We start from the raw sequence: 26,504 nt of genomic DNA, 5'->3' as shown, positions 1-26,504 counted from the left end.
CAATTGTTTTAACAATTTAAGTATCGTCAATTTTAGATATAAACGGAGGTATGTAATATGAATACAATGGTAGCCTTAGAGCCAAGAGAATATATTGCTTCATTAGTAGAAAAAGCTGGAATAGCTCAAAAACAATTCCAGTGCTTTACTCAAGAGGAAGTAGATCAAGTGGTAAGAGAAATAGGAAAAGTAGTTTATGATCATGCTGTTGAATTGGCTAGCATGGCAGTTGATGAAACTGGTATGGGTGTTTTCGAGGATAAGGTAAAAAAGAATCAAGGAAAATCCAAAAGCATCTGGAATAGTCTAAAGGATAAAAAAACAGTAGAAATTATTGAAAGAGATGAAAAAACAGGAATCGTAAAGGTGGCGAAACCAATTGGTGTGATAGCTGCTGTTACACCTACCACGAATCCAATTGTTACCCCTATGTGTAATGCTATGTTTGCCCTTAAGGGGAGGAATGCTATTATTATTGCTCCTCATCCAAGAGCAAAAAAATGTAGTAGCTATACAGTAGAATTAATGAATAAAGCTATAGCCAAATATAATGCACCGACAAACCTAATACAAATTATTGCAGAACCATCCATTGAATTGACAAATGAATTAATGAAGGCTACAGACGTCGTGGTAGCCACTGGCGGCATGGCTATGGTAAAGGCAGCCTATAGTAGCGGGAAACCTGCCTATGGAGTAGGAGCAGGAAATGTGCAATGTATTATAGACCGAGATGTAGACATAGAAGAAGTGGTGCCTAAAATCATCACCGGTAGAATCTTTGACAACGGTATTATCTGCTCTGGGGAGCAAACAGTTATTGCTCCTGAAGAGGATTATGATAGAATCATGGAAGAATTCGTAAAGAATGGGGGCTATTTTGTAAAGGATGCAGTGGAGAAGGAGGCATTTAGAAAAGTATTATTCGTGGATGGAATAATAGGTAAGGATGTAGTAGGTCAATCACCTAAAAAAATAGCCTCCTTAGCAGGAGTGAAAATACCTGAAGGTACAAAGGTGATATTAATTGAGGCTGATGGTATTGGAGAAGAGGATGCGTTATGTAAGGAAAAAATGTGTCCTGTACTTGCCACCTTCAGATATAAAGATTTTAAAGAAGCAGTAAAAATAGCTCAAACGAATCTAGAGGTAGAAGGAAAAGGTCATAGCTGTGCAATTCATTCTAACAATAGGGAACACATTGAATATGCAGGAGAGCAATTAACTGTCAGCAGATTAGTAGTTAATCAACCATGCTCCACCAGTGCTGGGGGCAGCTTGTATAATGGTTTTGCCCCTACAACCACCCTTGGATGTGGAACATGGGGAAATAATAGTATTTCCGAAAACTTTACCTATAAACATATGATCAATATATCCCGCATAGGTTATTATATGGCGGATAGACAGGTGTCAACAGATGAAGAAATATGGGGGTAAAATAATAACAGATTAAGGAGGTTTGTGAAAATGCTAGAATTACGTGAACCCAAAATTGTTACAGAGCTGCCAGGTCCTAAATCTAAAGAAATGTTGAAGCAAAGAGCAGAAAATGTTCCTCAAGGTGTTTCTAATATCGTTCCACTTTATATAAAAAGAGGAGAAGGCGCTCTGTTTGAAGATGTTGATGGCAATGTATTTTTAGACTTTGCTGGAGGTATTGGTGTACTAAATATTGGCTATAGTCATCCAGAAGTGGTAGCAGCAGTAAAAGAACAAAGTGATAAATTCTTTCATACTAGCATCAATGTAGTACTCTATGAACAATATGCAAAGCTGGCTGAAAAATTAAATAAGCTTATTCCGGGAGATTTTAAAAAGAAAACCATGCTGGTAAATAGTGGAGCAGAAGCCGTAGAAAATGCAATAAAAATAGCTCGTAAGTACACCAAAAGAACAGAAATTATCACCTTTACTGGAGCTTTTCATGGTAGAACCCTACTTACCATGACTATGACAAGTAAAGTGAAACCCTATAAATGGGATTTCGGACCCTATGCACCAGGAATTCGTAGAATGTTATTTCCTTACTGTTATCGATGTCCCCACGGATTAGAAAAAGCAACCTGTAACCTCCATTGTGCAAAACAATTTGAAGCCTTCTTCTTGGAAGAAGTAACACCAGAAGACGTAGCAGCAATTATTTTAGAGCCCATTCAAGGGGAAGGGGGATTTATTATACCTCCAGATGAATACATAAAAGCTCTAAGAAAAATATGCGATAAACATGGAATTCTACTTATTGCAGATGAGGTGCAAAGTTCCTATTGTAGAACTGGCAGGATGTTTGCTACAGAATATTGGAAAGAATTGGGAGTGTGCCCTGATATCGTTGCAACTGCTAAATCTATAGCTGGGGGTCTTCCTATAAGCACCGTAACTGGAAGAGCGGAAGTAATGGATGCATCTCATGTAGGAGGGATTGGAGGCACTTATGGAGGAAATCCAGTGGCTGCCTCTGCTGCCCTAAAGGTTATAGAAATAATGGAGAGGGATTATATTGCAGAAAAATCTCTACACATCGGTAAAATTTGTATGAAACGCTTTGAAGAAATGCAAGAAAAATATGAGCTTGTTGGAGATGTAAGAGGTCGAGGAGCGATGGTGGCAATTGAACTGGTAAAAGATAGGGGAACTAAGGAAACAGCTAAGGAAGAGACTAATAACATTGTTCAGGAATGCTGGAAAAATGGGTTGGTGGTATTATCGGCAGGAGCGAGAGGGAATGTGCTGCGTTTTCTAATGCCATTAGTTATCACAGATCATCAACTAAACATAGGATTAGATATACTTGAAAATGCAATTGCAAAAGTAAGTAGTGATGCTTTAGCATACAACGCAACCTGATAAATACGGCTAGCTTGTAATTATATTAAACTATTTTCAACAGATGGGTTTAAAACTACATCTGTTCTTTTTTTATAATACATAGGATTATACTTGAATGAACATAAACCTTGCAAAATAAAAAAATTAGCAAGCAAGATAACTAATTAAATTTTATTTATAAAATTGGTGAAATTTACTCAAGATTTGATTAGAATAAAAAGTTATTCTGGTCATGAAGAAGAGATTGTATTGAATCAAATGATTTAATATGGTCTTTTGTTTATTGTGTTTACTGTGCTAAATCGATGCACATAGGGGGTAAACAGTCTCGGCATATCATTGATCTTAGATTTTAGACATTAATAAATGCTTATGTTAAAATTATATAAATACTAGATAACAATATATAAACAGATTGAGGTGGATGGACTTATGGCTATTAAAATTTTAACTGACAGTACAAGCTATATCAATGAATCTATAAGAGCATCTTTAGATATAAGGATAGTGTCCTTAATTGTGGAATTTGAAGATATTACTTTGAAAGAAACTGAGATAAATAATGAAAGGTTTTATGAGATGATGGAGAAAAAAGGGATCCCAAAATCTTCACAACCTTCTATAGGAGATTTATACAATGAAATGGAAAGTGTAGTGAAACAAGGAGATGACTTAGTTTGCATTTTTTTATCCTCGGATATGAGTGGTACATATTCAAGTGCTCACATGGCTAAGAATATGATTATAGAGAATTATCCTAATGCTAATATAGAGATTGCAGATTCTAGATCAAATTGTATGCAGTTAGGATTTGCAGCTATTGTAGCGGCAAGGGCAGCTAAAGAAAATAAAACCTTAAATCAAGTGAAACAAGTGGTTAAGGAAAATATAAAAAAAAGTAGATTTCTATTTATACCAGATAACTTAAAATATTTAGAAAAGGGAGGGAGAATTGGGAGAGCAAATGCTATAATGGGAGATCTGCTAAAAATCGTCCCTATTTTAACTGTAGAAAATGGAGTGACTACAATATTTCAAAAAATTAGAACAAAGAAAAAAGCTGTGTTAACTATAGTAAAACAAGTATTAGAAGATATCAAGGTTCTAGGATTAGGAGAAATTGTAATCCATCATATTAACTGTATTGATGAAGCTAAAAGTGTAGCTAACCAAATAAAGGAAGTCGTAGATATTGATATTAAGATGCAAGATATAGGACCAGTAATAGGTTTACATGTTGGTCCTGGTGCAATAGGGATTGCATATTATACTAAAGAGGATATTAGATAAGGAAAAGAAGATATTTTTTTATAAAAATGGAAGCTAACTTTCTATAGACTAATTTAACAGTAAGCCGTGTTTTGCTTAGTAACAACACGGCTGTTTGGCTATAAACTACAGTTTTTAAATCATTGTTAGGGGTAAATTTATTAAGCATTTATATAATCAGATGCTTTTTTATGCTCAGACGGATTCATATGTTTTGAATTGTAAATTTCGACTGATTTTTTTATCCCATCTGATGACATATATGGGAGATAAGGTTCAATATAACCCCAATTACCTGTCCTTTGTATAATATCTAAAGCTTTTTTGTCGGCATCGGTTGTTTCAATATCCAAAGGAATATTTGCATTATTAGAATTGTCATAGCCATTATAAGCATTCATGGTTAAATTAACAGAGCTGTCACTGCTATTCCATTGAACGTTGAATTGCATATATTCCAATAATTCTTTCATCGGCATATACAATTGTGCATCCGAATTACCTTCTTTCTCTATTAAAACCAATGAATTTTTTAATGGTATTTCATTTCCATAAAAATAAACCTTCGAATCGCTGAAAGTAGCTGATTTAATTTCACTGGTGGAAAACACAGTTGTTATTCCTACTATACCAATAACTAAACCTAAAACCAAACTTTTAATATGAATTTTTTTCATTTTCCATCCCTCCAAATATAAATTACAAATTCTTATGCATCAGCAACAGTTAATCACATAAAAGTAATATTTTTCCTATTACTAGTATATCATTCTTACCTTTAATTTTAAAGATTTATTAAATATTATGCACATTGTTTTTAAAAAAACATAAATAGCCCAGATTTAAAAAATATTGAATTATTTCAATTTGATGCGTATAATTAATGTAGTAAAATCATGTGTTATACATAGAAACATACAATATAATATCATAAGAAGATATTGAAAATAACACTCTTTCTACTAATAGTTTTAGTTTTTGTACTTATGAGTGATCGTGGCATTTATAATTCATAAGGGCGAGGAAACAGCCTGATTAATAAGCTTTATCTGGAACGAAGGAGTTCAGTGGAAAGATGATATGTCAGGGAGTTCCCCAAAATAAAAACATAAACTCTGTTTAAAAATCTATTACACTTAGGGGGTTATACTCTTGAACAGGCGTGATATCGGTACAGGATTAATTGTAGCAATTCTATGGGGTCTTAACTTTATTGCCATTAAATTGGGGCTGGCGAATGTACCACCGCTGTTGCTGGCGGCTATTCGCTTTGTTGTGGTCTGTCTGCCGGCTATCTTTTTCTTGCCACGGCCACCGGTAGACTGGCGTTGGCTCACTGCTCTAGGGCTGACCATCAACGTGGGACAATTTGCTTTTCTCTTTATCGGAATTAAGCTAGGCATGCCTGCCGGTCTTTCTTCCCTTGTGCATCAGTCCCAGGCTTTTTTTACATTGGCAATTGCTGTCCTACTGATAGGGGAGACCTGGCATTGGAATCATTTAGTTGGACTTATAATAGCTGCTGCCGGTATGGTTGTTGTGGGGTTGCAGCAAGGGGCTAGTATGACGGCAGCTGGTTTTTGGTTCACCCTTGCTGCATCTGCCAGCTGGGGTGTCGGTAATGTAATCATGCGTCGAGCTACTCAGGGGGTTCCTTCTTTTTCTATGGTATCCTTGGTAGTCTGGGCTGGTGCAGTAGCCATACTGCCTCTAACTCTCTTGTCTTTAGGCATAGAAGGTCTAGCAGCTTGGAAGGCGGCATGGGATTCTGTCAACTGGATCACAGTAGTTTCGGTAATCTATCTAGCTTATTTTTCTTCGCTGGGTGGCTATGGTCTGTGGGGAAAGCTACTTTCTCGATATCCTGCAGCTGTAGTTTCTCCTTTTGCTCTCTTGGTTCCTGTAATAGGCATGAGCAGCGCTGCTCTATTTCTGAGGGAAACCTTCTCGCTGGGGCAGATCATGGGAGCACTGTTGGTGATGACAGGTTTGGTAGTCAATGTTTTTGGAGGAAGGTTGGAGAAAAACGTAGAAAAAGCAAATGGATAAAAGTCGTATTTTATGCGACTTTTTTTGCAGTGTGAGAGTATAAGGAATAAGACGGATATATTGAATTCCATAACATAACTAAGTCCTCACCTTCTAGTAAGATGAGGACTTAGTTATGTTTATTTATTATCTACTCCTTAAATATTAGATCCAAGAGCTCTTAAGGATGTCTCAATTATTCTTTGCCTTTTTTAATCCATGCTGTAACAGTTACAGTTCTTCTAGCTTGATGCTTAACAGCTTCTTTAACGTTTTCGACCATTTTGCCCTCTTGGTCTACTGTTACACTAGTTCCATATGGATTGCCACTTGCAACAAAAATAGACTGAAGGACTTTCTGTTCTGTTATTTACAATTTGTCTTAAAAAGTGTAAAATTACACTATCGATACATGCAGGAGGTGATTGGTTGAAGAGGGATGATTTCATAGAAAAGCTAAATGAAAAGATAAAATTGATTAGAAATGAAAAGGGTTTTACCCAAGATAGGATGGCAGAAGCCATTGGCATCTCTAAAAAGACTCTGGTACAAATTGAAAAGGGACGAGGAAGCCTAGGCTGGACTGGGGCAGTAGCTATAAGTGTCCTATTTAAAGACAGTGAGGTGTTGCATATGACCTTTGGTGGAGAGCCTCAGGACATTATCTTATCCCTTGCCTTTGAAAATTATGAGAAAAACTATGAAACCACCATGGGAGGAAAGGTTTGGTGGCGAGATATTGAAGTAAAGGGAGGCTATAAAATACAGCAAAATATCATTAGCAAGCACTATAGGATATTGGATAAACAGGAGAGGCGGATATGCTCTTCCTTTGATATAGTCTATATTAAAAGGAGACTACAAGAACTACAATAGGGGGAAAAAAATGATTACAGACTTACTAAGAAGAATCGTACTGGGGAAAAAGGAAAAATTTATGTTTAAAAGATATGAGGAGGGACTAATTGATTTTAATCGTATAGATAGAGAGATAGGGATATATATTCATATCCCTTTTTGTAGAAGTCTATGCCCCTATTGTCCTTATAATAAAACTCTTTATGCTGGAGAGGAGGCAAAGGCATATAAAAAAGCTCTTATTAAAGAGTTGAACCTCTATCGGAAGAATCTTGGGGATGCAGAAATTACGTCGATTTACTTTGGTGGAGGAACACCAACTCTTTTAATAACTGAGATAAGGGAGATGGTAGATTTTATAAAAGAAAACTATTCCTTCAAGGGGGATATAGGAATAGAGATACATCCCAAGGAGGTTAGTCATCACCTCCTTAAGGAATTGAAGGAAATAGGGATGAATATGGTGAGTTTAGGGGTTCAGACCTTTAAGGAGGATATATTGCAGTTTCTAGGAAGAGGCTACGGGGTAAAGGAGATAGAAGAAGCGATAGCTACTATAAAGAAATATAATTTTCAATGTGTGGATATAGATATCATGACGAATTTACCAGGACAAAAATTGGAGGACATCCAATATGATCTAAAAAAGGTCTATAGCTATGGAATCGATCAGGTGTCTATTTATCCCCTCATTATTTTTCCTATGACAGAGATGGATATGGATAGGATTATCAAGGAGAAAAAACTTGATAGATTTAGTGAATTAGAGGAGAAAAAAATTCTTCGAATGATAGACGACATATCTAAAGAGACAGGTTATGAAAGCAGCTCAATATGGACCTATTCCAAGAATAAAGAGAATCGATATACCTCTGTTACAAGAGAAAGCTTTGTTGGCTTTGGAGCTGGAGCCAGCTCTCACTTTGGTAATTATTTTTATCTGAATACCTTTGATGTGGATGCCTATATAGAGGCTTTAGAGAAGGGAACGCTGCCAATTAACATTGTCAACCAAATGACAGAAAAAGAAAAAATGATTTTTTGGATTTTCTGGAGATGCTATGATGGTGTTATTGATGAAGACCGGTTTGAAGACCTATTCAAAAAGGAAATGAAGAGGGAGTTTAGGTTGTTGTTTACATTGTTGAAGGTTCTTGGCATGGCTAGAAAAGAAGGAAATCAATATGTCTTAACCCAATGGGGAAGATTTGTTTATCATTTTGTTGAAAAGCAGTATTCTATCTATTATTTAAACAATCTTTGGTATCAATCGATGCAGCAGCCCTGGATTGAAGAAGTAGAAATCTAATAGGGGGGGTAAAAGAAAAATGAAGACAAAAGATTTTCTCTCATTAACTTGGTTTGGGTTAAAAACCATCTTTCTAAAAATGAAAAGACCTATCCTAGGAACCATCATATTAACAGATTACTGCAACCTAAGCTGTAAACACTGCTCAGTAAACAATATCAATAAAAAGATGTACTCCTATAAAGCGATTAGAAGGGAAATAGAAAACTTTTATAGAGAGGGAATCAGAATCCTTTTTTTCTGTGGAGGAGAAACCTTACTTTGGGAGAATGATGGGAAAATCATCAGAGATTTGATAAAGGAAGCAAAGGAAATAGGTTTTTATATTGTAAACATTGTTACCAATGGAACTATAGATCTTGATATACCAGAGGCAGATGTAATATTTTTAAGCATTGATGGTACAAAAGAAATCCATGACGCTATTCGAGGAGATACCTACGATAAGATTTTGGAAAACTTAAACAAGGTGGTAGACAGTAATATATGTGTTTATATGGCTATAAACAAGCTAAATTATCAAGAAGTAGAAGCAGTAACGAAGTTGGTGAAGGAGCATCCCAATATAAATTCTATTTCCTTCAATTTTCATACACCCTATGAGGGGACAGAACACCTTAGCTTAAGTCAGGAGGAAAAGAGAGAAACGATAGACAGCATAAAGAAAATGATAAGAGAGGGCATGCCGATATTTAATCTATATAGTAGTTTAGATGCCTACATAGAGAATCAATGGGAAAGACCCTGTTATCAATGTGTTGTGTCAGAGGAAGAGAAAAGATATGTATGTGGTAGATGTGTTGAGATTGAGGGTTTATGTCAGGAATGCGGCTATTTGTTTGCAGTAGAGTTTTCTCTTTTGTTTCAAGGAAATGCCAAGATTATTTTTGAGATGCTAAAAACCTATCTAAGATATGTTTAGTTATAAATGTTCCCGCCAATACATCAGTGGCATTTATAAACAGGATAATACAGTGATGGTAATTAGCAGAGGTTTAGGAAACAGGATTATTCCACAAAGGATATTCAATAGACCACGGATTATAGTAGTTATACGTACTGAAGAACAGCAATGATTATAAAAATAATACATGTTTAATTAAAAATCATCCACCAACTGCTCTCGTGGATGATTTATTTATGAAGAATGTATACATATTATTTGTATGTAGCTCTATTTTAAAGCTCCTTAGATAAATCAGATAATAATTGGGTAGTAGCATTAAGTTCCTCTAAGGCACTTAAGATTTGTTCAGCATTTCCAGCCTGTGTTTTAGTAGATTTAGTAGTGACAGCGATGACTTCACGCATTTGATCAATTGAATCCTTAAATGATAATAGAATCGTTAGCAGAAAAATAATTTGGGACCCATTTATAATTAAATTTTAATATACGCGGTTTACGATTTCGTCCTCGGATGAAAATCATAATCGAGAACTTCAAATGCAGTCTTTAGCCTATTAAAGAAATAATTGCAAAACTCATAGATTCTTTTCAATACCATCACAATTTCATCATAAATTGGTAATATAATACAACTATGTAAAATCCAAGACTGATCTTAAAGGAGGTAGAAAAGTTTGACAAGCAAGTTAATCACAAAAAAGTTTTTAAAGTTAATAATTATACTTGTAGTTATTGCAGGATTAAGCGTAACTGGATTTAAGATTTTTAATAAAGGAACAGAACCTACTGTTGCAACTGCAGAGTCAAGGGAAGAAGCCGTAAAAGTAGGCGACATAACAATAGGTTTTTCAGGTGATGGGCAAGCAGAGATACCAGTAGTTAACTTAGATTTTGAAATAAACGGTAAATTAAAGGATTTACATGTTAAAGTTGGGGACGAAATAAAAGTGGGGCAGATTCTAGCACAGCTAGATGATACAGATTATCAAAAACAATTAAAAGTAGCTGAAACTAATTATAATAAAGCCCTATTAAATCGGCAGCAAAAAGAAGAAAATATTAAGTTGAATCTAATATCAGAGAAACAAAAACTAGAGGATTCAGCAGTTAAACTGGAACAAGCAGAAATGGAATACAATACCATGCTTAGTTTAGAAGAGCATTACCCTAAACAAGATATTGAAATAAAAAGAATGGCAGTAGATACCGCAAAATCTGCATATGAAATACAACTTGAACAATATGATGCTCTATTAAACTCTAACATAGAGCTTGAGTTAGAAGAGATAAATGTAGAAAATGCAAAAATTAATTTAGAAGTGGCTCAAGATGATTTAAGAAAAACTATACTACATTCTCCTATAAATGCAACTGTTTTAAATATAGGTTACAAACTAGGAGAAACAGTTTCAAGTGTAAGAGAGACAGGACAAGTGACCGCAGATACATCACATTTTATGATTGTAACGGATTCAGATAAGGTAGAAGTTGTTGTTCCTGTTTCTGAGATAGATTTAGCAAATGTAGCATTGGGTCAGACAATAGAAGTGAAATTTGAAGCGTATGAAGGAGAGACCTTCACTGGTGAGGTAACTTCAATAGCAGCTCTACCTAAAATAGATCAAAGTGGCTTAGTTACTTATGATGTTAGAATTGAGCTTGGAGAAGGGATTGATAGAATTAAATCTGGAATGACCTGTTCTGTAGCATTTATCCTTCGCCAGGAAAAAGATGTTCTTATTATCCCAAATAAAGCAGTAAAAATGCAAGATGGCGTACAGATTGTAAAGGTGAAAAATCCTAATGAAGAAACAAAAATTAGAAATATCAAAACTGGGTTAACCGATGGCAGAAATGTAGAGGTTCAAGAGGGGTTAGTTGCTGGTGAAACCGTATTGATTGAATAATTTTTAAATACATAATATGAATAGGTGTGATGACATGAATCTAATAGAGATTTTAAGGTCAATATTTATTAACATAAAGGGAAATAAATCTAAAGTATTTCTTACAACATTAGGTATAATTGTTGGTTCACTTACTATCGTATTAGTGCTTGCTATAGGACAGGGGAGTCAAGCCAGTGTAGAAGAACAATTTACCAGTTTAAATGTTGGAACCATTCAAATTATGTCGGGGTTTGGACGACCAGGACCAGGAATGGTAAAACTTAGTATGGAAGAAGTGGAGGCTATAAAGGAAGAGGCTCCCTCCATTGATAAAGTAGCTATTATGATTAATGGAAGAGCTGATGTCAACTACTATAACCTTTCAAATTCAACAACAGTGGGAGGAGTAACAGAGGATTTGATGGAAATCAATAATTTAAAGCTAGAATATGGAGATTTTATAAGTGCAGAGAACAATGAATACGCTGATAGAGTGGCAGTTCTTGGAGTGGATATAGCAGAATTGTTTTTTGAAGAGGATATTTCGGAAGCAATTGGTTCAAGGATCACCATTTCTGGAAAAAGATATGAGATTATAGGTGTGTTAAAACGACTAGGGGATTCACAAATGAGAGGAATAACTCCTGATGAAAGTGTGTTTGTACCCTATAGCGTAGCACAACGATATATTGTAGGTAATAATACGAATCCCAATATTATCGCCTTGGCCAAGGATATAAATAATGTCTCTACAGGAATAGAAGAAATGGAGAATATTCTCTATGACACATTTAAAGATAAAAGTGAACAATTTATGATTGTTGATGCCGGCAGTAGACTGGAATCTGCAAAAGCATCAGCAAGGGTAATGACCCTCATGCTTTTTTCTGTTGCAATAGTAGTACTGATTGTAGGTGGGATAGGGATTATGAATGTACTATTTGTATCTGTTAAAGAACGAACTAGAGAAATAGGTATTATGAAGGCTATAGGAGCAAGAAAAAAAGATATTTTACTAATGTTTCTATTTGAAGCAATTATTATAAGCGCAGTTGGTGGTATTTTGGGAATTGCAAGTAGTACTCTTGCTATGCCAATTATGAATTATTTTGAAGTGAGGGTGGTACCTACTTCTTTTGGGTATCTTTTAGCTTTTGGATTTTCTGTTGTAACAGGAACATTTTTTGGATATTATCCAGCTTCAAAAGCAGCATCTTTGAATCCTATTGATGCATTAAATTATGAATAGAAGGAGTTGTTGAAAAAAATGAAAACAAATTTTAAAAAAATGGCAGGCTTAATGATGATTGCTCTATTATTTACAGCGTGTGCAAAGGCAGAAGAATCAACACAAGCACTACCTCAAGCATCAAATCAAATACAACAAAACGACAACATAGAAAATGTTAAAGGTGAAAATCCAAATGCTAAGAGAGAGCAAGGACCAGAAAATGGAAAAGAAGAAGAAAAAGCAGATTTGTATGGAAAAGTAAAGAGTATTATAGGCAATGAGATAGTCCTTGAACTTGCAGAAATACCTGCAATGCCAGAAAGAGAAGAAAACAAGCAAGAAGAAAAACAATCCATCAACCAAATAGCTATGGGTGGGGGTGGTCAAGGACCTATGCCAGGAGGAATGCCAGGAGGTCAGCGAAACGGTGGAAATGCAGAGTTGAACCTTACTGGAGAAACTCAAACAATTATGATACCAGTAGGTGTTCCCATAACATCCTTAGGTCAAAAAGCTTCTAATGAGCTAGATATTGGTGATGTTACAGAAGGTAGTATACTACAAATTTGGTTCGATAAAGATGACAGTGAAAGAGTTGTGAAAGTAAGAATGATGCAGGGAAGGTAATTGTATGGATAATAAACTGATTTACATGAAGGATATCGTTAAATATTATAAAATGGGAAAAAGCACTTTAACTGTTTTAGACAAGGTGTCTTTAGAGATTCAAGAAGGGGAATTCGTAGCAGTCCTTGGACCATCCGGTTCAGGGAAATCTACCCTTATGAATATTATTGGTTGTATAGATGTGGCGAATTCAGGAGAATTCAGTTTGGTTGATGAAGATATGATGAAAAAAAATGAGGATCAGCTTGCTTATATAAGAAATAGAGTATTAGGGTTTATTTTCCAAAGGTTCAATCTCTTACCTAAGTATAAAGCTATCCATAATGTAGCATTTCCATTGCTCTTAAGAGGATATAACAAAGAAAAGGCCTATAGCAGGGCGAGTGAATTGTTGGAGAAGGTAGGCCTGGGAGATAGGATGGATCATAAACCCACTGAACTATCGGGGGGGCAGCAGCAAAGAGTATCTATTGCAAGAGCATTAGTGGGAGATCCTAAGATATTGTTAGCCGATGAGCCTACAGGGGCATTAGATTCTAAATCTGGTGGAGAGATTATGGATTTGTTTATGCAGCTCAATGATGAAGGAAATACCATTGTGTTAATTACCCATGATTTGCAAATTGCTCAAAAAGCTCATAGGATCATTCGTGTAAAAGATGGAAAAATATATGCTTAATTGCAATAGCGTTTATTTAGCAGTTTTTATTTAAAGAAATAGATTGTAATAAAATATGAATTACTAAATTTAAAAGGTTATGTGAACAAGAAAACTCTTTTTATAGCAGGTGTATAAGTATTTGTGTTATATTGAATAAATAATAGATTTTTAGAAGAACAGAGGTATGGAAAATGAAAATTCTTGTTGTTGATGATGAAGAAAAAATGAGAAATGTTATAAAGGTCTATTTAACCAATGAAGGGTACATAATAGAAGAGGCTGGTAACGGAAAAGAAGCGCTGGATAAAATAAATAATACTAAATTTGATTTGATTTTATTAGATGTTATGATGCCTGAAATTGATGGTTGGACAGTATGCAGAAAGATTCGAGAAGAATCTTTAATACCAGTTATATTGTTAACAGCAAGGGGTGAGGAATACGACAAAATTTTTGGATTTGATCTAGGAGCAGATGATTACATAACAAAGCCCTTTAGTTTAAAGGAAATGGCAGCAAGAATTAGAGCAGTTCTTCGAAGAAATCAAAAAAACACTGAAGGTTTACAAAAAGATATAAAAATTGGCGCATTAGAAATTAAAGCCATGTATAAACAAGTAATATTAGAAAATCAAGAGCTTGTATTAACACCGAAAGAATATGAACTACTATATTTTCTTAGCAAAAACTCTCAAATTGTTTATTCTCGAGAACAACTCCTTAATCAAGTTTGGGGTTATGATTTTGTGGGAGATGTCAGGACGGTGGATACTCATATTAAACAGTTAAGGGAAAAACTGGGGAATTATAAGAAATACATACAAACTGTTTGGGGCACAGGTTATAAGTTTAAGATAGGAGAATAAAATGAAAAATATACTCAGTAAATTATGGCTCTGTTTTACTGTCTTGGTATTAATTATTCTTTTAATTATTTGGTTATTTCAAATAGGGTTGTTAAATCAATTCTATATTAGAGAGAGAGAAGATATTCTAACGAAGGAAGCAAAAAAGCTAAGTTCAATTATAGTAGATTCGGAAGGTTCTAATCCTGCATCTAATGAGGTAATAGAAGAAATTCAAAGATTTGGCACTTCGGTACATGCTCTAATACTGGTACTTGATAAAGAAAATAATGTAGTGTTAGACGTACCAGACATCGATAGGTATTTAATAAATGGAAACGAGACAAATAAAATTGACAAGAGGCTTTCCACAGGAATTTTAGCTGATGAGATGATTATATCCTATATCAATGAGGGGCGCTCTTTTACTATCCATAGAAAGCGGCCACATCCGCGGGGTCTGGAAGCATCTATTATCGTGGGAGTACCTATAGTTGATGGAGAGAAAGTATTAGGAAATGTTATTATATCTTCACCATTGTATCCCATAGAAGAGACAATAACAATCTTAAAGAAACAATTATCGATTATTTCCATTCTTTCTTTAGCAATAGGAACCATATTGGCGTTGTCCTTTGCTAAGTTTTTTACAAAACCTATTATGAAGATCATAGGTGCCTCCAAGGAGATAGCAAAAGGTAATTTTGCTGTTAGGGTAAATCATCAATCCAATGATGAAATAGGTACTTTAGGAGAAACTATCAACGATATGGCTAAACAGCTCAGTAAAATAGAAGCACTTAGGAGAGAGTTTATTGCCAATATATCTCATGAATTAAAGACACCCCTTAGCTTGATCAAAGCCTATGCTGAATTAGTAAAGGATATGAACAGTTTTTCGACAAAGGATAAAGAGCAATATCTACAGGTGATTATTGATGAGTCAGATAGATTAAACCATATGATTGAAGATATCCTTTATTTATCTAAAATGGAATCAGAGCATATGGATCTAACTTATGAAAAAATTTCTTTAGAGGAGCTTTTAGATTGTATCATCGATAACTTAGTATTCTTTGCTGAAAATAGAGATGTAAAGATTATGATAGTAGCTAAAAGTAAAGAAGATATAATTTATGCAGACAAAGATAAAATGTATCAAGTTTTCTATAATATCATCAATAATGCAATTAATCATTCTTATGAAAACGGCAAAATACAAATCAAAATATTCGATACAGATAATAAGATACGAGTTGAGGTAATCGATGATGGTAAGGGAATTTCAGAAAAAGATTTGCCCTATATATGGGATAGATTTTATAAGGTGGAAAAGTCAAGAAAAAGAGACAATAACAGTGGTACAGGTCTTGGTATGTCAATTGTAAAAAATATTTTGGAAGCACATGATTTTAAATATGGGGTAGAAAGTCAACTGAATAAAGGAACAAAAGTTTGGGTGGAGATAGGATTGAAAGAAGCATCTAATAAAATTTATTGCAGTGAAAAGTAAAAAGCTTCTCTAAGAAATAAATACAGAAAAACTTTCAAGTAAAGGAGAATTATTTAAAATGAAAAAAATGAAAATGTTTATTCTAATGATTTTTTTACTTTTATTACTAAATGCTTCTTTTATATATGCAAACCAAGAAATAGATTTAAATGACGAAGAAAATTTTGAAACTGGGTTAGTAAATATATTAACTTATGAAGAGGCAGCTGAAAAAGCAATCAATTATAGCTATAAATTAAAAAATCAATTAAAAGAACTAGAAAAATTAGAGGAACAAAGAGAAACTGCAGGAAGAGAATTATCTTATGGTGGGGATGATGAGACACATTTTAGTCGTATAAAAAAAGTAAAGAGTCTAGATGCAAGCATACAAATGGCAAAAAAAGAAATTGAGATTTCTAAAGAAAGTCTCACTTTTGAGACAAAAAACGCAATGAATGATGTCAATAAGCTGCTAAATGATAAGAAATTAGAAGAACTTAATCTACAAGATACGAAATCAAAGTTAGATGCTGCGATGGCTAGGTTTCAAAAAGGAACGATTAGCGCACATGAACTAAAAAATCAACAAGAAGCATATGATAAGAAAATAAAAGAATTAGAAATGTTGCAAAAAACCATTGAAGCTGCATATTTAAGGCTAAATACACTATTAGGTATAAAAAATAGCCAAGAATATGTACTGGAAGAAACTGATGTTTATGAACCGTTGAAAGATACAGATATTAATTCATTTGTATCTAGGGTGTTAAGCAATAATCCTTCTATATGGAATCAGGAAAAGAAAATAGAAATGGCTGAGTTAGATTTAGTTCTACACGTTTATAATGTAGGAGGAGATTCTTATGACACGAAAAAAATAAATATAAGTGTTGAGAAAAATAATTTAGCTACTTTAAAAATTAGTTTAGAAGAATCCATAAGAAACACCTATAATCAAATCCGACAAACAGAAAAATCTTATGAAATTTTAGAGGATAATCTTAAAAGTGCAGAAAATACATTGGAAATTCTACATACTCAGTACAATGCAGGAGTTGCAATTAGTTCCCAACTACAAGAAGCTGAATTGCAAATTATTCAGTTGAAAAATGATATTAAAAACAAAGCAATGGATCATGAGAAACAAAAAGAATTGCTTTATAAACCTTATTTGTAAAAAAAAATGAGGGTATAAATAGCGGTGTAAATTTTTAGAAAATATACTTATTTCTATATAAGAATTAAATATACACATGATAATGCCACCAAAAGGCGGCATTATCATGTAATCTATTAGTTAAACGCTAATAAAAGCATTAACAAAAAAATAAAACGGAAAATTTAGAATTATATTGACAGGTGACAAAATATAGTGGTATAATTAATATGGAACATGTTCCATATTCTTTCGTTGATATATTAACTTAAGCAAGAAAAAGGAAAGACAACTTATTTAATATATAGGAAAAATGTTACATATGTTCCCTATAACCGATCAGGCACAAGTTACAATGAAAAGATAATGCATAATGTATAGAAGCGTATTCAGTTTATTATTCAAAGATAAATTTGGCGGAACAAAATGTAAATGATCGACGTAGGGACAATTTTTACATCATATATGGAACATGTTCCATATGGCTATTCATATAAACTAACTTAAACAAGAAATATAGCAAAATAATGAGTGATATTATCAGAAGCATCCCGTATGTTATTAAAAGGTAAGCTTAATAAAGTAAAATCTGGATGATTGATAGATTAAGACAAAAGAATACAAAAGATTGGCTCAAATTATAATTTAGTTGGACTATATAAAGTGAAATAGGAGTAAGATGGCTCATGTCAAATATTAGAGAAATTGCAAAAAAAGCAGGCATAGGTATTGCTACAGTATCTAGGTATTTAAATGATACCGGTTATGTAAGTGAAGAATCAAGGAAAAAAATTCAAAAGGTTGTTGAAGAATTAAATTACACACCAAATGCATTAGCTAGAGCAATGTTTACAAAGAATTCCAAGATAATAGGATTAATGGTTCCTAATATATCCAATCCCTTTTTTAACCAAATGGCGTCCATAATTGAAGAATATGCAAAAAATATGGGATATACTATATTTTTATGTAACACAGATGATGACAAAGAGAAGGAAAAAAATTATTTAGAGGTTTTGCAAAGTCATAGAGTAGCAGGAATTATTGCTTCCAGAAGTCAATGCAAGGAAGAATACACAAATATTGATATTCCAGTAGTAGCATTTGAGAATCACATATTAGATAACATTATTACGATTTCCTCTGATAACTATAATGGTGGGAAAATGGCCTTTGACCATTTATATAAAAAAGGGTGCAGAAAAATATTGCATATAAAAGGACCTAAGTCTTTTGAAGCAACGGAACTGAGATATGAAGGATTCTTAGATGCAGCAAAAGCTAAGAACATAGAAATTGATTTCATTGAATTTCAAAGTGACTTTCAAGTTGAAATGCTAGAAGCAGATATAAACAGCATGGACAATATTAGTGATTATGATGGAATATTCGTTTTTAACGATATTGCTGCCGCTACAGTAATGAGATTCCTTAAAAAAAGAGGAGTTGAAATCCCACAGGAAGTTCAAATCATTGGATTTGATAATAGTTTTATTGGGGAATTATTGTACCCTTCTTTAACTACTATAAATCAGCCTATAGAAGAGTTAGGTAATACTATTATCGAATTATTAATTAAATTAATCAACGGAGAAAACGTTTCTATTGAGGATTATATCATGGAAACAAAACTAATCGAGAGAGAGACGACTATATCCGCAAATCTGAAGTATGAGCCTTCTATATAATAAGAAGAACGAATATTAGGTGAAATAAGTTAAATATATGAAAGGAGAAAAAATGGATGTGGACATAAAATTAAGAGTTTCTAATATTGAAAAATCTTTTCCTGGTGTTAAGGCATTAGATAAAATTAATTTTTCCGTAAAGAAAGGTACAGTTCATGTATTATGTGGAGAAAATGGTGCTGGTAAATCCACATTAATGAAAATTATAAATGGAATTTACAAAGCTGATGCAGGAGAGATATTAATTGATGAAAAGGTTGTAGAAATACAAAATCCTATTAAGGCAAGAAGTCTTGGTATATCAATGATATTTCAAGAGCTAAACTATATGCCAGAAATGACAATTGAAGAGAGTCTATTTGTTGGTAATTGGCCTATAAATAAGTATGGGAACGTGGATTGGGCTGAAATAAGAAAGCGAACAATTACGTTGTTAAAGAAGGAAAGCCTAAACTATTTACCTGAGACAAAGCTTAAGGATTTGACAGTTTCAGATATACAAATGCTAGAGATATTAAAAGCTATTTCTTATAACTCTGATATTATTATAATGGATGAACCTACCTCCGCAATTACTCAAAAAGAAGTTGAACTGTTGTTTAAAAAGATTAATGAACTAAGAGATAGAGGTGCAAGCATCATATATATATCCCATAAGATGGATGAAATTTTTAAAATCGCTGATGAAATAACGATATTTAGAGATGGATGTGTTATAGATTCAAGAGCAAAAGAAGATTATGATATGGAAACTGTTATCGCTCAAATGGTTGGAAGAAAACTAGAAAATAATTTTCCAAAAGAAGATATCGAAATTGGTGAAAAACTACTTGAGGTTAAAAACTTAACGAATGAGGGGAATTTCCGAGAAGTAAGTTTCTGTGTTTATGAAGGAGAAATTGTTGGATTTGCAGGTCTTATGGGGGCAGGTAGAACTGAGATTATGAGGTGCTTATTTGGACTTGATGAGTATCAATCAGGGGAAATTACAATTAAAGGAGAAAAAGTAAGAATTAGAAATGTTAAAGATAGCATAGATAAAAAAATGGTAATGCTTTCAGAAGATAGGAGAAGATATGGAATAATACCTGTTAGAAGTGTGAAAGAAAACGTTTCTTTAGGCAGTTTGAAAAAATTTATCTATGGTGGGAGACTCCATGCAAAAGAAGAAAATGATACAATTGGGGATTATTGTACAAAAATGAGGGTGAAAACACCGTCAATTGAAACTTCCATCGAATCATTAAGTGGAGGAAATCAACAAAAGGTTATTTTGGCTAAATGGATGGTCACGGACCCAGATGTTTTGATTTTAGATGAGCCAACACGAGGAATCGATGTTGGTGCAAAGTTTGAAATATATAAATTAATGACAGAACTTGCAAAGCAGAAAAAGGGGATTATAATGGTTTCTTCAGAACTTCCAGAACTTATAGGAATGTGTGACAGAATTTATATTATGGCAAAAGGCAGGATCGCAGGAGAACTAAGTAGAGAAACCTTCTCACAAGAAGGCATTATGAGATTTGCTACTAAAACAACAAGTTAAATCGAGGTGAATAACGTGAAAACCAGTAATATGAATAAAATATGGTCGGACATTAAAAGCAAATACAGTATATTTTTAGTACTTGCTGTACTGTTTATTATATGTTCGGTTGTAAATGAAAACTTTTTATCAGTCAACAATCTATCCAATATTTCAAGGCAAATTTCTGTAGTTACGATACTTGCCTTTGGTCAAACAATACTAATTATATCTGGTATGTTGGACTTATCATCTGGTTCGGTTCTAGCACTAGCAGGAGTGCTTTCTGTATCGGTCTATACAATGACAGAATCACTTTTACTTGCTTTTTTAGTGGCTATTATAGCTAGTGTAGTATGCAATATAATCAATGGATTAATGGTTACTAAGTATAAGACACCGCCTTTTATTGCAACCCTTGCTATGATGACGATGGCCCGAGGGGCAGCATTGCTATATACTAATGGACAAAATATTTATCAAATTGGAGATTATGTGAAGTTTGGACAAGGATCAATTTTGGGTATTCCTACACCAATAGTATTCATGGCAATTATTTTATTAGTAACATGGTATATATTAAAGCATACAGTTCTGGGTAGGTCCGTATATGCAATTGGAGGAAATGAAGAAGCGGCAAATGCATCTGGCATAAATGTAAATAAAATAAAGATGAAAGCATTTATTATTAATGGAATATTTGTTGGTATAGCAGGAGTAATATTTATGTCTCGGGTCAATGGTGGTATGCCCAATGGTGCAATTGGATTTGAATTTCATGCACTTACTGCAGCAGTAATTGGTGGGACAAGCTTTACAGGTGGCATTGGTACAGCCATAGGGACCTTAGCAGGCGCATTTATAGTTGGTTTTTTAGATAATATTATGGTTTTAACACGAGTAAACTCATATTTGCAACAAATTATTCGCGGTGCCATAATAGCACTAGCTGTAATATATGATATATGGGCAAAGACAAAAAGAACAAAGCGTAAACTTGGAAATATAGAGGCAAAGTCAAAGTAGGCTTTAATAGAGCATATCTATTAAAATAAAACTTTAGGGGGAAATGAAATGAAAAAATGGTTAGCAGTTTTTTTAGTAGCAACATTAATCATGTCTATGTTGGCAGGTTGTACAAGTCCTGCTACAAATGAAGAAGGAACAGGCGAACCAGAAGAAAGTGGAGACAAGGTTTATAGAGTTGCCTATGTGGCAAGAGCACAGGCAGACTCTTTCGCAGCATGGCTGGCAAATGCTGTTAAAGAAGAAGCTGATAAATATGACAACATTGTTGTCGACATATTTGATGGGCAAGCTTCTGATTCTACACAAAATGCATTGATTGAGAATGCTATTACAAGTAAATACGATGCAATTATTATTCAGCCAAATAATGGTGAAGCGCAAAGACCATATGCTGAAAAAGCCGTCGCAGCAGGTATAATTACTATTACTACCAATGCTCGAATTGATGGTATTCAAGGAGCATCTTCTGTTGATGCTGACCCATATGAGCAAGCTAAAGTAAATGCTGTTGTTGCACTTGAGCAGATTCCTCAAAATGCAAACGTAGTTGTGCTGAAAGGACCTCCAGGAAACTTCCATGCTGATGCAAGACGTGACAGCTGGCAAAAAGAGTTTTTTGACAAACGTCCTGATGTAAAAATTGTTGGAGAAGAAATCGCCAACTGGAACAAAGATGAAGCTATGAACTATATGGAAACATGGGTACAAGCGAATAGTAAAATTGATGCTATTATTGCGATGAATGACAACATGGCTGCGGGTGCTCTAGAAGTTATTAAAGACGATTCTAGATTTAGCGAAATATTAGCTTATGGTGTTGATGGAACCGCTGAAGCTGTGTTATTAATTGAAGAAGGGGTAATGACTTCTACAAGCTTACAAAGTGCATATGCTCTTGCATCAGCACTTTTAGATACTAGCAATAAACTTTTAACTGGTGTTGAAACGCAAATTGATATTGACATCGATTGCCCTTTGATTAATAAAGACAATGTTACAGAGTACATTGAAATGCACAAAAGGGCAGGGGCCATAAGATAGTAAGCATTGCTTATTAATTAAATATTTGGTGCGCGGCTAGAAATAGTACGCGTACCAATTTAATTATAAAGACTAAAAAACATGGAGGTTGAAAAAATGAATAACAAAGCTGTCTTTATGCAGGGTATAAATAATATGACTATTAAGGATATTCCAATGCCTGAATTAACAGATAAGGATGTTTTAATAAAAATAGATACTGTTGGCATATGTGGGTCAGATGTCCATTATTATCAACATGGGAAAATAGGTGATTTCGTTGTTGAAGGCGATTTTATTCTAGGTCATGAATGTGCCGGAGAAGTTGTAGAAGTGGGCAAGGATGTAAAAAACCTTTCTATCGGAGATAGAGTTGCGTTAGAACCAGGTAAGGCATGCGGAAAATGTGAATTCTGTAAAGGTGGTAAATATAATCTTTGTCCAGACGTAGAATTTTTTGCTACACCACCATATCATGGCGTATTTGCAAACTATGTTTCTCACCCTGAGGATATGTGCTTTAAGTTACCAGAAAGTGTATCTAATGTAGAAGGAGCATTAGTAGAACCACTGGCAGTAGGATTGCATGCATCTAATCAAGGTGGAGTAAAGCTGGGTGATGCTGTTGTTATTTTTGGAACAGGATGCATTGGACTTGTGACGATACTATCCTGTAAAGCGAAAGGTGCTTCTAAAATAATTGTTGTGGATATATTAGATAATAGACTTGAAACTGCAAAAAAAATTGGGGCGACTGATATAATCAACGCAAAAGATGTTGATGTTTTAAAGAAAATAGAAGAATTAACAGAGGGTAAAGGTGCGGACGTTGTGATTGATGCCGCAGGGGCTGAGGCTACTGTCAAACATACAGTAGATGTAGTAAAGACTGGTGGAACAATTGTTTTGGTTGGAATGACACCTAAAGATGAAGTGGAATTTAACTTCATGAAACTTATGGCTAAAGAAGCGGAAGTAAAGACGGTTTTCCGCTATAGAAATCTATATCCTATTGCGATTAATGCTATTGCAAGTGGAGCTATAAATGTAAAAGACATTGTAAGTCATGAATTCGATTTTGAGCATACTAAAGAAGCTTTTGATTTTGTTGTGGGTAATGCAAGGGATGTTGTAAAAGCTGTGATTAAGATACAGTAAATTGCTTAAACAGAAAGAAGGGAAATAATGTATTTTATAGGTATAGATATTGGAACAACATCAGTAAAAATCATTGTGATTGATGAAAATGGAAAGATTATCAAATCCATTGGCAAAGAATATCCACTATCTTTTCCTAAACCTCTTTGGTCTGAACAAAATCCAGAGGATTGGTGGAAGCAATCTATAGATGGACTCGGGGAACTTTTAGACGGTTTAGATAAAAATGAAGTGAAAGCAATAAGCTTTAGTGGACAAATGCATGGATTGGTTACCCTTGACGAAAATGATAAAGTTGTAAGACCTGCAATTCTTTGGAATGATCAAAGAACTGATAAAGAATGTGAGTATCTTAATAATGAAATCGGAAGAAGTAAAATATCTGAGTGGACAGGAAATTTAGCTTTGGCAGGATTTACTGCTCCTAAAATTTTATGGTTAAAAGAAAATGAACCAGAAAATTTTGCTACAATGAAGAAGATCATGCTTCCTAAAGATTACTTAGCATACAAAATGTCAGGTGTATTTGCTACGGATATGTCAGATGCATCAGGCACTCTATATCTAGATGTAAAAAATAGAAAATGGTCATTAGAGATGTTAAAGCTTTTGGATATTTCTGAAGGACAATTACCTAACTTATATGAATCCTATGAAGTAATTGGGGACATAAAATCTGAACTTGCTGATGAGCTAGGATTAAATAAGAATGTAAAAATTATTATTGGTGGTGGAGATCAAGCTGTTGCCGCTGTTGGCGGTGGCGTAGTAGGAAGTGGTTCGTGTTCGTTATCTCTTGGGACTTCGGGCGTTGTTTTTACATCAAATGAACAATTTTTTGTTGATGGAAATAATAGCTTACATTCATTCTGTCACGCAAATGGAAAATATCATCTTATGGGAGTAACACTTGCAGCGGCAGCATCACTTAAATGGTGGGTTGAAAAAATAAATAAATCAGATGACTTTGATGGATTATTAAATGAAGCTAAAGAAGTGACAATAGATGATAATTTGTTTTATCTCCCATACTTAATGGGGGAAAGGACGCCTCACAATGATCCTAACTGTAGAGGAACCTTTATAGGCTTAAATATTACCCATGAAAGAAAACATATGACTCGGGCTGTATTAGAAGGTGTTGCATTCTCCCTCCGTGATACATTTGAAATCATGAAAGAAATGGGCGTTGAGATTACTAGCATTAATATTAATGGTGGCGGTGCGAAAAGTAAACTTTGGTGTGAGATTATAGCTGATGTATTAAATGTAAAAGTGAATAAGCTTAATACAAATGAAGGTCCTTCATACGGCGCAGCAATATTAGCTTCAGTTGGATTTGGACTTTTTGATACAGTTGAAAATGCTTGCTGTAAATTTATTAAAATAACTGAAAGCATTAACCCTAACAAAGAAAATAGCCAGCTTTATAATAAAAAATATAAAAAGTTTAGAAAAATTTATCCTGCAACAAAAGAGTTATTTAAGCAGTTAACTTAAAACTTCTTAGTAAGAGACGTCTTGAGTTTAAGTTAGACTATTGGGATCAGTGGAATCCATATTTAAAAGTCACATTGTATGTGGCTTTTTATATTTATAGATTAATATTTATACGATGGATGTGCATTGAAATTAAAGCATAGAAGCATATATCCATATAGACATACGCCTCTAAATTTTAATATACTAAGGGCTACATTTGCAGCCCACGGTTTTGGGCGAAACCGTAGCCCGTGTATATTAAAATTTAGTTTTAAAAGCGTATGTCTATAGCAGTTAAGAATTAAGCTATTGTTCAAGATATTATGTTTAATTTATAACAATTAGCTGGTTGGTATTTTAAAAATTGTCTGCGAAGAAAGGTTTAAAATATATAAACCTTTGAGAAACTATTGTATACTATTAATAAAATAAGAAGAGTTAGAAATTAAATCTAGCAGGTGGTTAATTTGTCAAAAATACCAAAGTGTTTAGTCGAAAAAATTAATTCTGTACCAGCAAAACCAGGCATCTACCAGATGAAGGATTCTGATGGAAACATTATATATATTGGAAAAAGCAAGTCGTTAAAGTCAAGGGTGAAGTCATATTTTAATACACAACACAAGTGGAATAAGATAAAAAAAATGGTGTTTCATATCCATGATATAGATTTTATTGTTACGGATACACATTTAGAAGCGCAGCTACTAGAATGTGCCCTCATAAAAAAAATGAAGCCTATATACAATGTTCAATTCAAAAACGATAAGAAATATAAGTATTTAAAGATAGAGCATTGCTTTAAGAATAAACCTATAACAATAGTGGATGAAAGAGAGAATGAAAATTGCTTTGGACCATATAGAAGTAAAAATATACTTTTTGCTATAATAAATTTTTTTGAACACATATATCCAATATCAAAATATGAAAACGCATACGATTTTACATACAATATGCTGCCACAACCTATAAAAAAAGAGACATTTGAAGAGAATAAAAATTGTATAATTGAGATATTTTCAAAGAAAAAAAAGATGTTAAAATTCTTATCTGAGATTGAAAGTAAGATGCAATTAGCTGCTTCAGAATTTCAATTTGAGACAGCTTCAATTTATAGAGATATACTGCACTATATAAAATATTTAGATGATTCTCTTGTTAATGAAAATAGTAATTTAAGGACTTCAAGGGTTTTAATAGGTGAGAAAATAGAAAATGGATATAAGATTTTTTATATTTCAAATAATAATATCATTCTAAAAAAGAAATATAAAAAACTAACAGGAAAAGCTCTTGAAGAATTTTTAATACAAGCTCAAAAGTTAGAAAACGATATATCCCATAATAAAAATGAAAAAAGTGATTTAGATTTTAAAAATATTATTAAGGCCGAAATTAGGGATACAACTTCAAAAGTATTATTAACTATTGACAATAATTATAATACAGATGAATTTATAAATAAACTTATGAAAAATAATTAACTTTATAT

At 33.6% G+C, this 26,504-nt stretch carries 23 protein-coding genes; 21 read left to right on the top strand and 2 right to left on the bottom strand.

Features of this window, described 5'->3' with window-relative positions; translation table 11 throughout:
- Positions 1-57: 57 nt before the first annotated feature.
- From CHB72_RS14630 to CHB72_RS14620, 3 genes are all read left to right on the top strand, one after another.
- Positions 58-1,440: an aldehyde dehydrogenase family protein gene (locus CHB72_RS14630; protein ID WP_330397049.1), complete on the top strand. Its 1,383-nt coding sequence runs from the start codon at positions 58-60 to the stop codon at positions 1,438-1,440.
- A gap of 30 nt (positions 1,441-1,470) precedes the next feature.
- Positions 1,471-2,847, top strand: a complete 1,377-nt coding sequence (gene gabT, locus CHB72_RS14625; RefSeq protein ID WP_089283626.1) for a 4-aminobutyrate--2-oxoglutarate transaminase — start codon at positions 1,471-1,473, stop codon at positions 2,845-2,847.
- Between the two features lie 414 nt (positions 2,848-3,261).
- A complete protein-coding gene (locus tag CHB72_RS14620; RefSeq protein WP_089283625.1) occupies positions 3,262-4,119 on the top strand; it encodes a DegV family protein in 858 nt (285 codons plus the stop codon).
- 140 nt (positions 4,120-4,259) lie between these two features.
- Here the strand turns inward: CHB72_RS14620 and CHB72_RS14615 are convergent, their stop codons facing one another.
- A complete protein-coding gene (locus tag CHB72_RS14615; RefSeq protein WP_089283624.1) occupies positions 4,260-4,775 on the bottom strand; it encodes a hypothetical protein in 516 nt (171 codons plus the stop codon).
- Positions 4,776-5,250: 475 nt separating this feature from the next.
- Here CHB72_RS14615 and CHB72_RS14610 point away from each other — a divergent pair, with 475 nt between their 5' ends.
- The 4 genes from CHB72_RS14610 (at position 5,251) to CHB72_RS14590 (ending at position 9,215) form a co-directional block, all read left to right on the top strand.
- Positions 5,251-6,147: an EamA family transporter gene (locus tag CHB72_RS14610; RefSeq protein WP_089283623.1), complete on the top strand. Its 897-nt coding sequence runs from the start codon at positions 5,251-5,253 to the stop codon at positions 6,145-6,147.
- A gap of 408 nt (positions 6,148-6,555) precedes the next feature.
- Positions 6,556-7,002 (top strand): helix-turn-helix transcriptional regulator, encoded by a 447-nt coding sequence (locus CHB72_RS14600; protein ID WP_089283622.1) that lies wholly within the window; start codon positions 6,556-6,558, stop codon positions 7,000-7,002.
- Between the two features lie 10 nt (positions 7,003-7,012).
- Positions 7,013-8,293 (top strand): coproporphyrinogen-III oxidase family protein, encoded by a 1,281-nt coding sequence (locus CHB72_RS14595; protein WP_089283621.1) that lies wholly within the window; start codon positions 7,013-7,015, stop codon positions 8,291-8,293.
- A gap of 19 nt (positions 8,294-8,312) precedes the next feature.
- Positions 8,313-9,215 carry a radical SAM protein gene (locus CHB72_RS14590; RefSeq protein ID WP_089283620.1) on the top strand — a complete coding sequence of 301 codons (903 nt, stop codon included), beginning with the start codon at positions 8,313-8,315 and terminating at the stop codon, positions 9,213-9,215.
- Positions 9,216-9,472: 257 nt separating this feature from the next.
- Here the strand turns inward: CHB72_RS14590 and CHB72_RS27780 are convergent, their stop codons facing one another.
- Complete coding sequence (locus CHB72_RS27780) at positions 9,473-9,604, bottom strand: hypothetical protein (RefSeq protein WP_278277844.1); 132 nt, start codon at positions 9,602-9,604, stop codon at positions 9,473-9,475.
- Positions 9,605-9,874: 270 nt separating this feature from the next.
- Here CHB72_RS27780 and CHB72_RS14585 point away from each other — a divergent pair, with 270 nt between their 5' ends.
- The 14 genes from CHB72_RS14585 to CHB72_RS14520 all read left to right on the top strand — a co-directional run bounded on the left by CHB72_RS14585 (position 9,875) and on the right by CHB72_RS14520 (position 26,496).
- Positions 9,875-11,107: an efflux RND transporter periplasmic adaptor subunit gene (locus CHB72_RS14585; RefSeq protein ID WP_089283619.1), complete on the top strand. Its 1,233-nt coding sequence runs from the start codon at positions 9,875-9,877 to the stop codon at positions 11,105-11,107.
- A 34-nt stretch (positions 11,108-11,141) separates the two neighbouring features.
- Positions 11,142-12,338 (top strand): ABC transporter permease, encoded by a 1,197-nt coding sequence (locus tag CHB72_RS14580; protein WP_176431389.1) that lies wholly within the window; start codon positions 11,142-11,144, stop codon positions 12,336-12,338.
- 18 nt (positions 12,339-12,356) lie between these two features.
- Positions 12,357-12,947, top strand: a complete 591-nt coding sequence (locus tag CHB72_RS14575) for a hypothetical protein (protein ID WP_089283617.1) — start codon at positions 12,357-12,359, stop codon at positions 12,945-12,947.
- Between the two features lie 4 nt (positions 12,948-12,951).
- On the top strand, positions 12,952-13,626 hold the full coding sequence (locus CHB72_RS14570; protein WP_089283616.1) for an ABC transporter ATP-binding protein: 675 nt from the start codon (positions 12,952-12,954) through the stop codon (positions 13,624-13,626).
- A gap of 173 nt (positions 13,627-13,799) precedes the next feature.
- Positions 13,800-14,474 (top strand): response regulator transcription factor, encoded by a 675-nt coding sequence (locus tag CHB72_RS14565; protein WP_089283615.1) that lies wholly within the window; start codon positions 13,800-13,802, stop codon positions 14,472-14,474.
- A 1-nt stretch (position 14,475) separates the two neighbouring features.
- A complete protein-coding gene (locus CHB72_RS14560) occupies positions 14,476-15,966 on the top strand; it encodes a sensor histidine kinase (protein ID WP_089283614.1) in 1,491 nt (496 codons plus the stop codon).
- A 58-nt stretch (positions 15,967-16,024) separates the two neighbouring features.
- Positions 16,025-17,125 (top strand): TolC family protein, encoded by a 1,101-nt coding sequence (locus tag CHB72_RS14555; RefSeq protein WP_089283613.1) that lies wholly within the window; start codon positions 16,025-16,027, stop codon positions 17,123-17,125.
- A 665-nt stretch (positions 17,126-17,790) separates the two neighbouring features.
- Positions 17,791-18,792, top strand: a complete 1,002-nt coding sequence (locus CHB72_RS14550) for a LacI family DNA-binding transcriptional regulator (RefSeq protein ID WP_089283612.1) — start codon at positions 17,791-17,793, stop codon at positions 18,790-18,792.
- Between the two features lie 52 nt (positions 18,793-18,844).
- On the top strand, positions 18,845-20,341 hold the full coding sequence (locus tag CHB72_RS14545) for a sugar ABC transporter ATP-binding protein (RefSeq protein WP_089283654.1): 1,497 nt from the start codon (positions 18,845-18,847) through the stop codon (positions 20,339-20,341).
- A 15-nt stretch (positions 20,342-20,356) separates the two neighbouring features.
- Positions 20,357-21,346, top strand: a complete 990-nt coding sequence (locus CHB72_RS14540; RefSeq protein WP_330397047.1) for an ABC transporter permease — start codon at positions 20,357-20,359, stop codon at positions 21,344-21,346.
- Positions 21,347-21,394: 48 nt separating this feature from the next.
- Positions 21,395-22,390: a sugar ABC transporter substrate-binding protein gene (locus tag CHB72_RS14535; RefSeq protein ID WP_089283611.1), complete on the top strand. Its 996-nt coding sequence runs from the start codon at positions 21,395-21,397 to the stop codon at positions 22,388-22,390.
- A 96-nt stretch (positions 22,391-22,486) separates the two neighbouring features.
- Positions 22,487-23,527: an NAD(P)-dependent alcohol dehydrogenase gene (locus CHB72_RS14530; protein ID WP_089283610.1), complete on the top strand. Its 1,041-nt coding sequence runs from the start codon at positions 22,487-22,489 to the stop codon at positions 23,525-23,527.
- A gap of 27 nt (positions 23,528-23,554) precedes the next feature.
- Positions 23,555-25,027, top strand: a complete 1,473-nt coding sequence (gene xylB, locus CHB72_RS14525) for a xylulokinase (protein ID WP_089283609.1) — start codon at positions 23,555-23,557, stop codon at positions 25,025-25,027.
- A gap of 449 nt (positions 25,028-25,476) precedes the next feature.
- The gene (locus CHB72_RS14520) at positions 25,477-26,496 is read left to right on the top strand and encodes a GIY-YIG nuclease family protein (protein ID WP_089283608.1); all 1,020 of its coding nucleotides are present in this window, start codon (positions 25,477-25,479) and stop codon (positions 26,494-26,496) included.
- Positions 26,497-26,504 lie beyond the last annotated feature (8 nt).

Origin of the sequence: Anaerovirgula multivorans (assembly GCF_900188145.1) — a bacterium.
Lineage (GTDB): Bacteria > Bacillota > Clostridia > Peptostreptococcales > Natronincolaceae > Anaerovirgula > Anaerovirgula multivorans.
This window is presented reverse-complemented; position numbering and strand designations above follow the sequence as displayed.

Excerpts from the sequence above, each read along its gene's own strand:
- CHB72_RS14630 (WP_330397049.1), top strand. The coding sequence starts at position 58 with ATGAATACAATGGTAGCCTTAGAGCCAAGAGAATATATTGCTTCATTA.
- gabT (WP_089283626.1), top strand. The coding sequence starts at position 1,471 with ATGCTAGAATTACGTGAACCCAAAATTGTTACAGAGCTGCCAGGTCCT.
- CHB72_RS14620 (WP_089283625.1), top strand. The coding sequence starts at position 3,262 with ATGGCTATTAAAATTTTAACTGACAGTACAAGCTATATCAATGAATCT.
- CHB72_RS14615 (WP_089283624.1), bottom strand. The coding sequence starts at position 4,775 with ATGAAAAAAATTCATATTAAAAGTTTGGTTTTAGGTTTAGTTATTGGT.
- CHB72_RS14595 (WP_089283621.1), top strand. The coding sequence starts at position 7,013 with ATGATTACAGACTTACTAAGAAGAATCGTACTGGGGAAAAAGGAAAAA.
- CHB72_RS14590 (WP_089283620.1), top strand. The coding sequence starts at position 8,313 with ATGAAGACAAAAGATTTTCTCTCATTAACTTGGTTTGGGTTAAAAACC.
- CHB72_RS27780 (WP_278277844.1), bottom strand. The coding sequence starts at position 9,604 with ATGCGTGAAGTCATCGCTGTCACTACTAAATCTACTAAAACACAGGCT.
- CHB72_RS14580 (WP_176431389.1), top strand. The coding sequence starts at position 11,142 with ATGAATCTAATAGAGATTTTAAGGTCAATATTTATTAACATAAAGGGA.
- CHB72_RS14575 (WP_089283617.1), top strand. The coding sequence starts at position 12,357 with ATGAAAACAAATTTTAAAAAAATGGCAGGCTTAATGATGATTGCTCTA.
- CHB72_RS14570 (WP_089283616.1), top strand. The coding sequence starts at position 12,952 with ATGGATAATAAACTGATTTACATGAAGGATATCGTTAAATATTATAAA.
- CHB72_RS14565 (WP_089283615.1), top strand. The coding sequence starts at position 13,800 with ATGAAAATTCTTGTTGTTGATGATGAAGAAAAAATGAGAAATGTTATA.
- CHB72_RS14560 (WP_089283614.1), top strand. The coding sequence starts at position 14,476 with ATGAAAAATATACTCAGTAAATTATGGCTCTGTTTTACTGTCTTGGTA.
- CHB72_RS14555 (WP_089283613.1), top strand. The coding sequence starts at position 16,025 with ATGAAAAAAATGAAAATGTTTATTCTAATGATTTTTTTACTTTTATTA.
- CHB72_RS14550 (WP_089283612.1), top strand. The coding sequence starts at position 17,791 with ATGTCAAATATTAGAGAAATTGCAAAAAAAGCAGGCATAGGTATTGCT.
- CHB72_RS14545 (WP_089283654.1), top strand. The coding sequence starts at position 18,845 with ATGGATGTGGACATAAAATTAAGAGTTTCTAATATTGAAAAATCTTTT.
- CHB72_RS14535 (WP_089283611.1), top strand. The coding sequence starts at position 21,395 with ATGAAAAAATGGTTAGCAGTTTTTTTAGTAGCAACATTAATCATGTCT.
- CHB72_RS14530 (WP_089283610.1), top strand. The coding sequence starts at position 22,487 with ATGAATAACAAAGCTGTCTTTATGCAGGGTATAAATAATATGACTATT.
- xylB (WP_089283609.1), top strand. The coding sequence starts at position 23,555 with ATGTATTTTATAGGTATAGATATTGGAACAACATCAGTAAAAATCATT.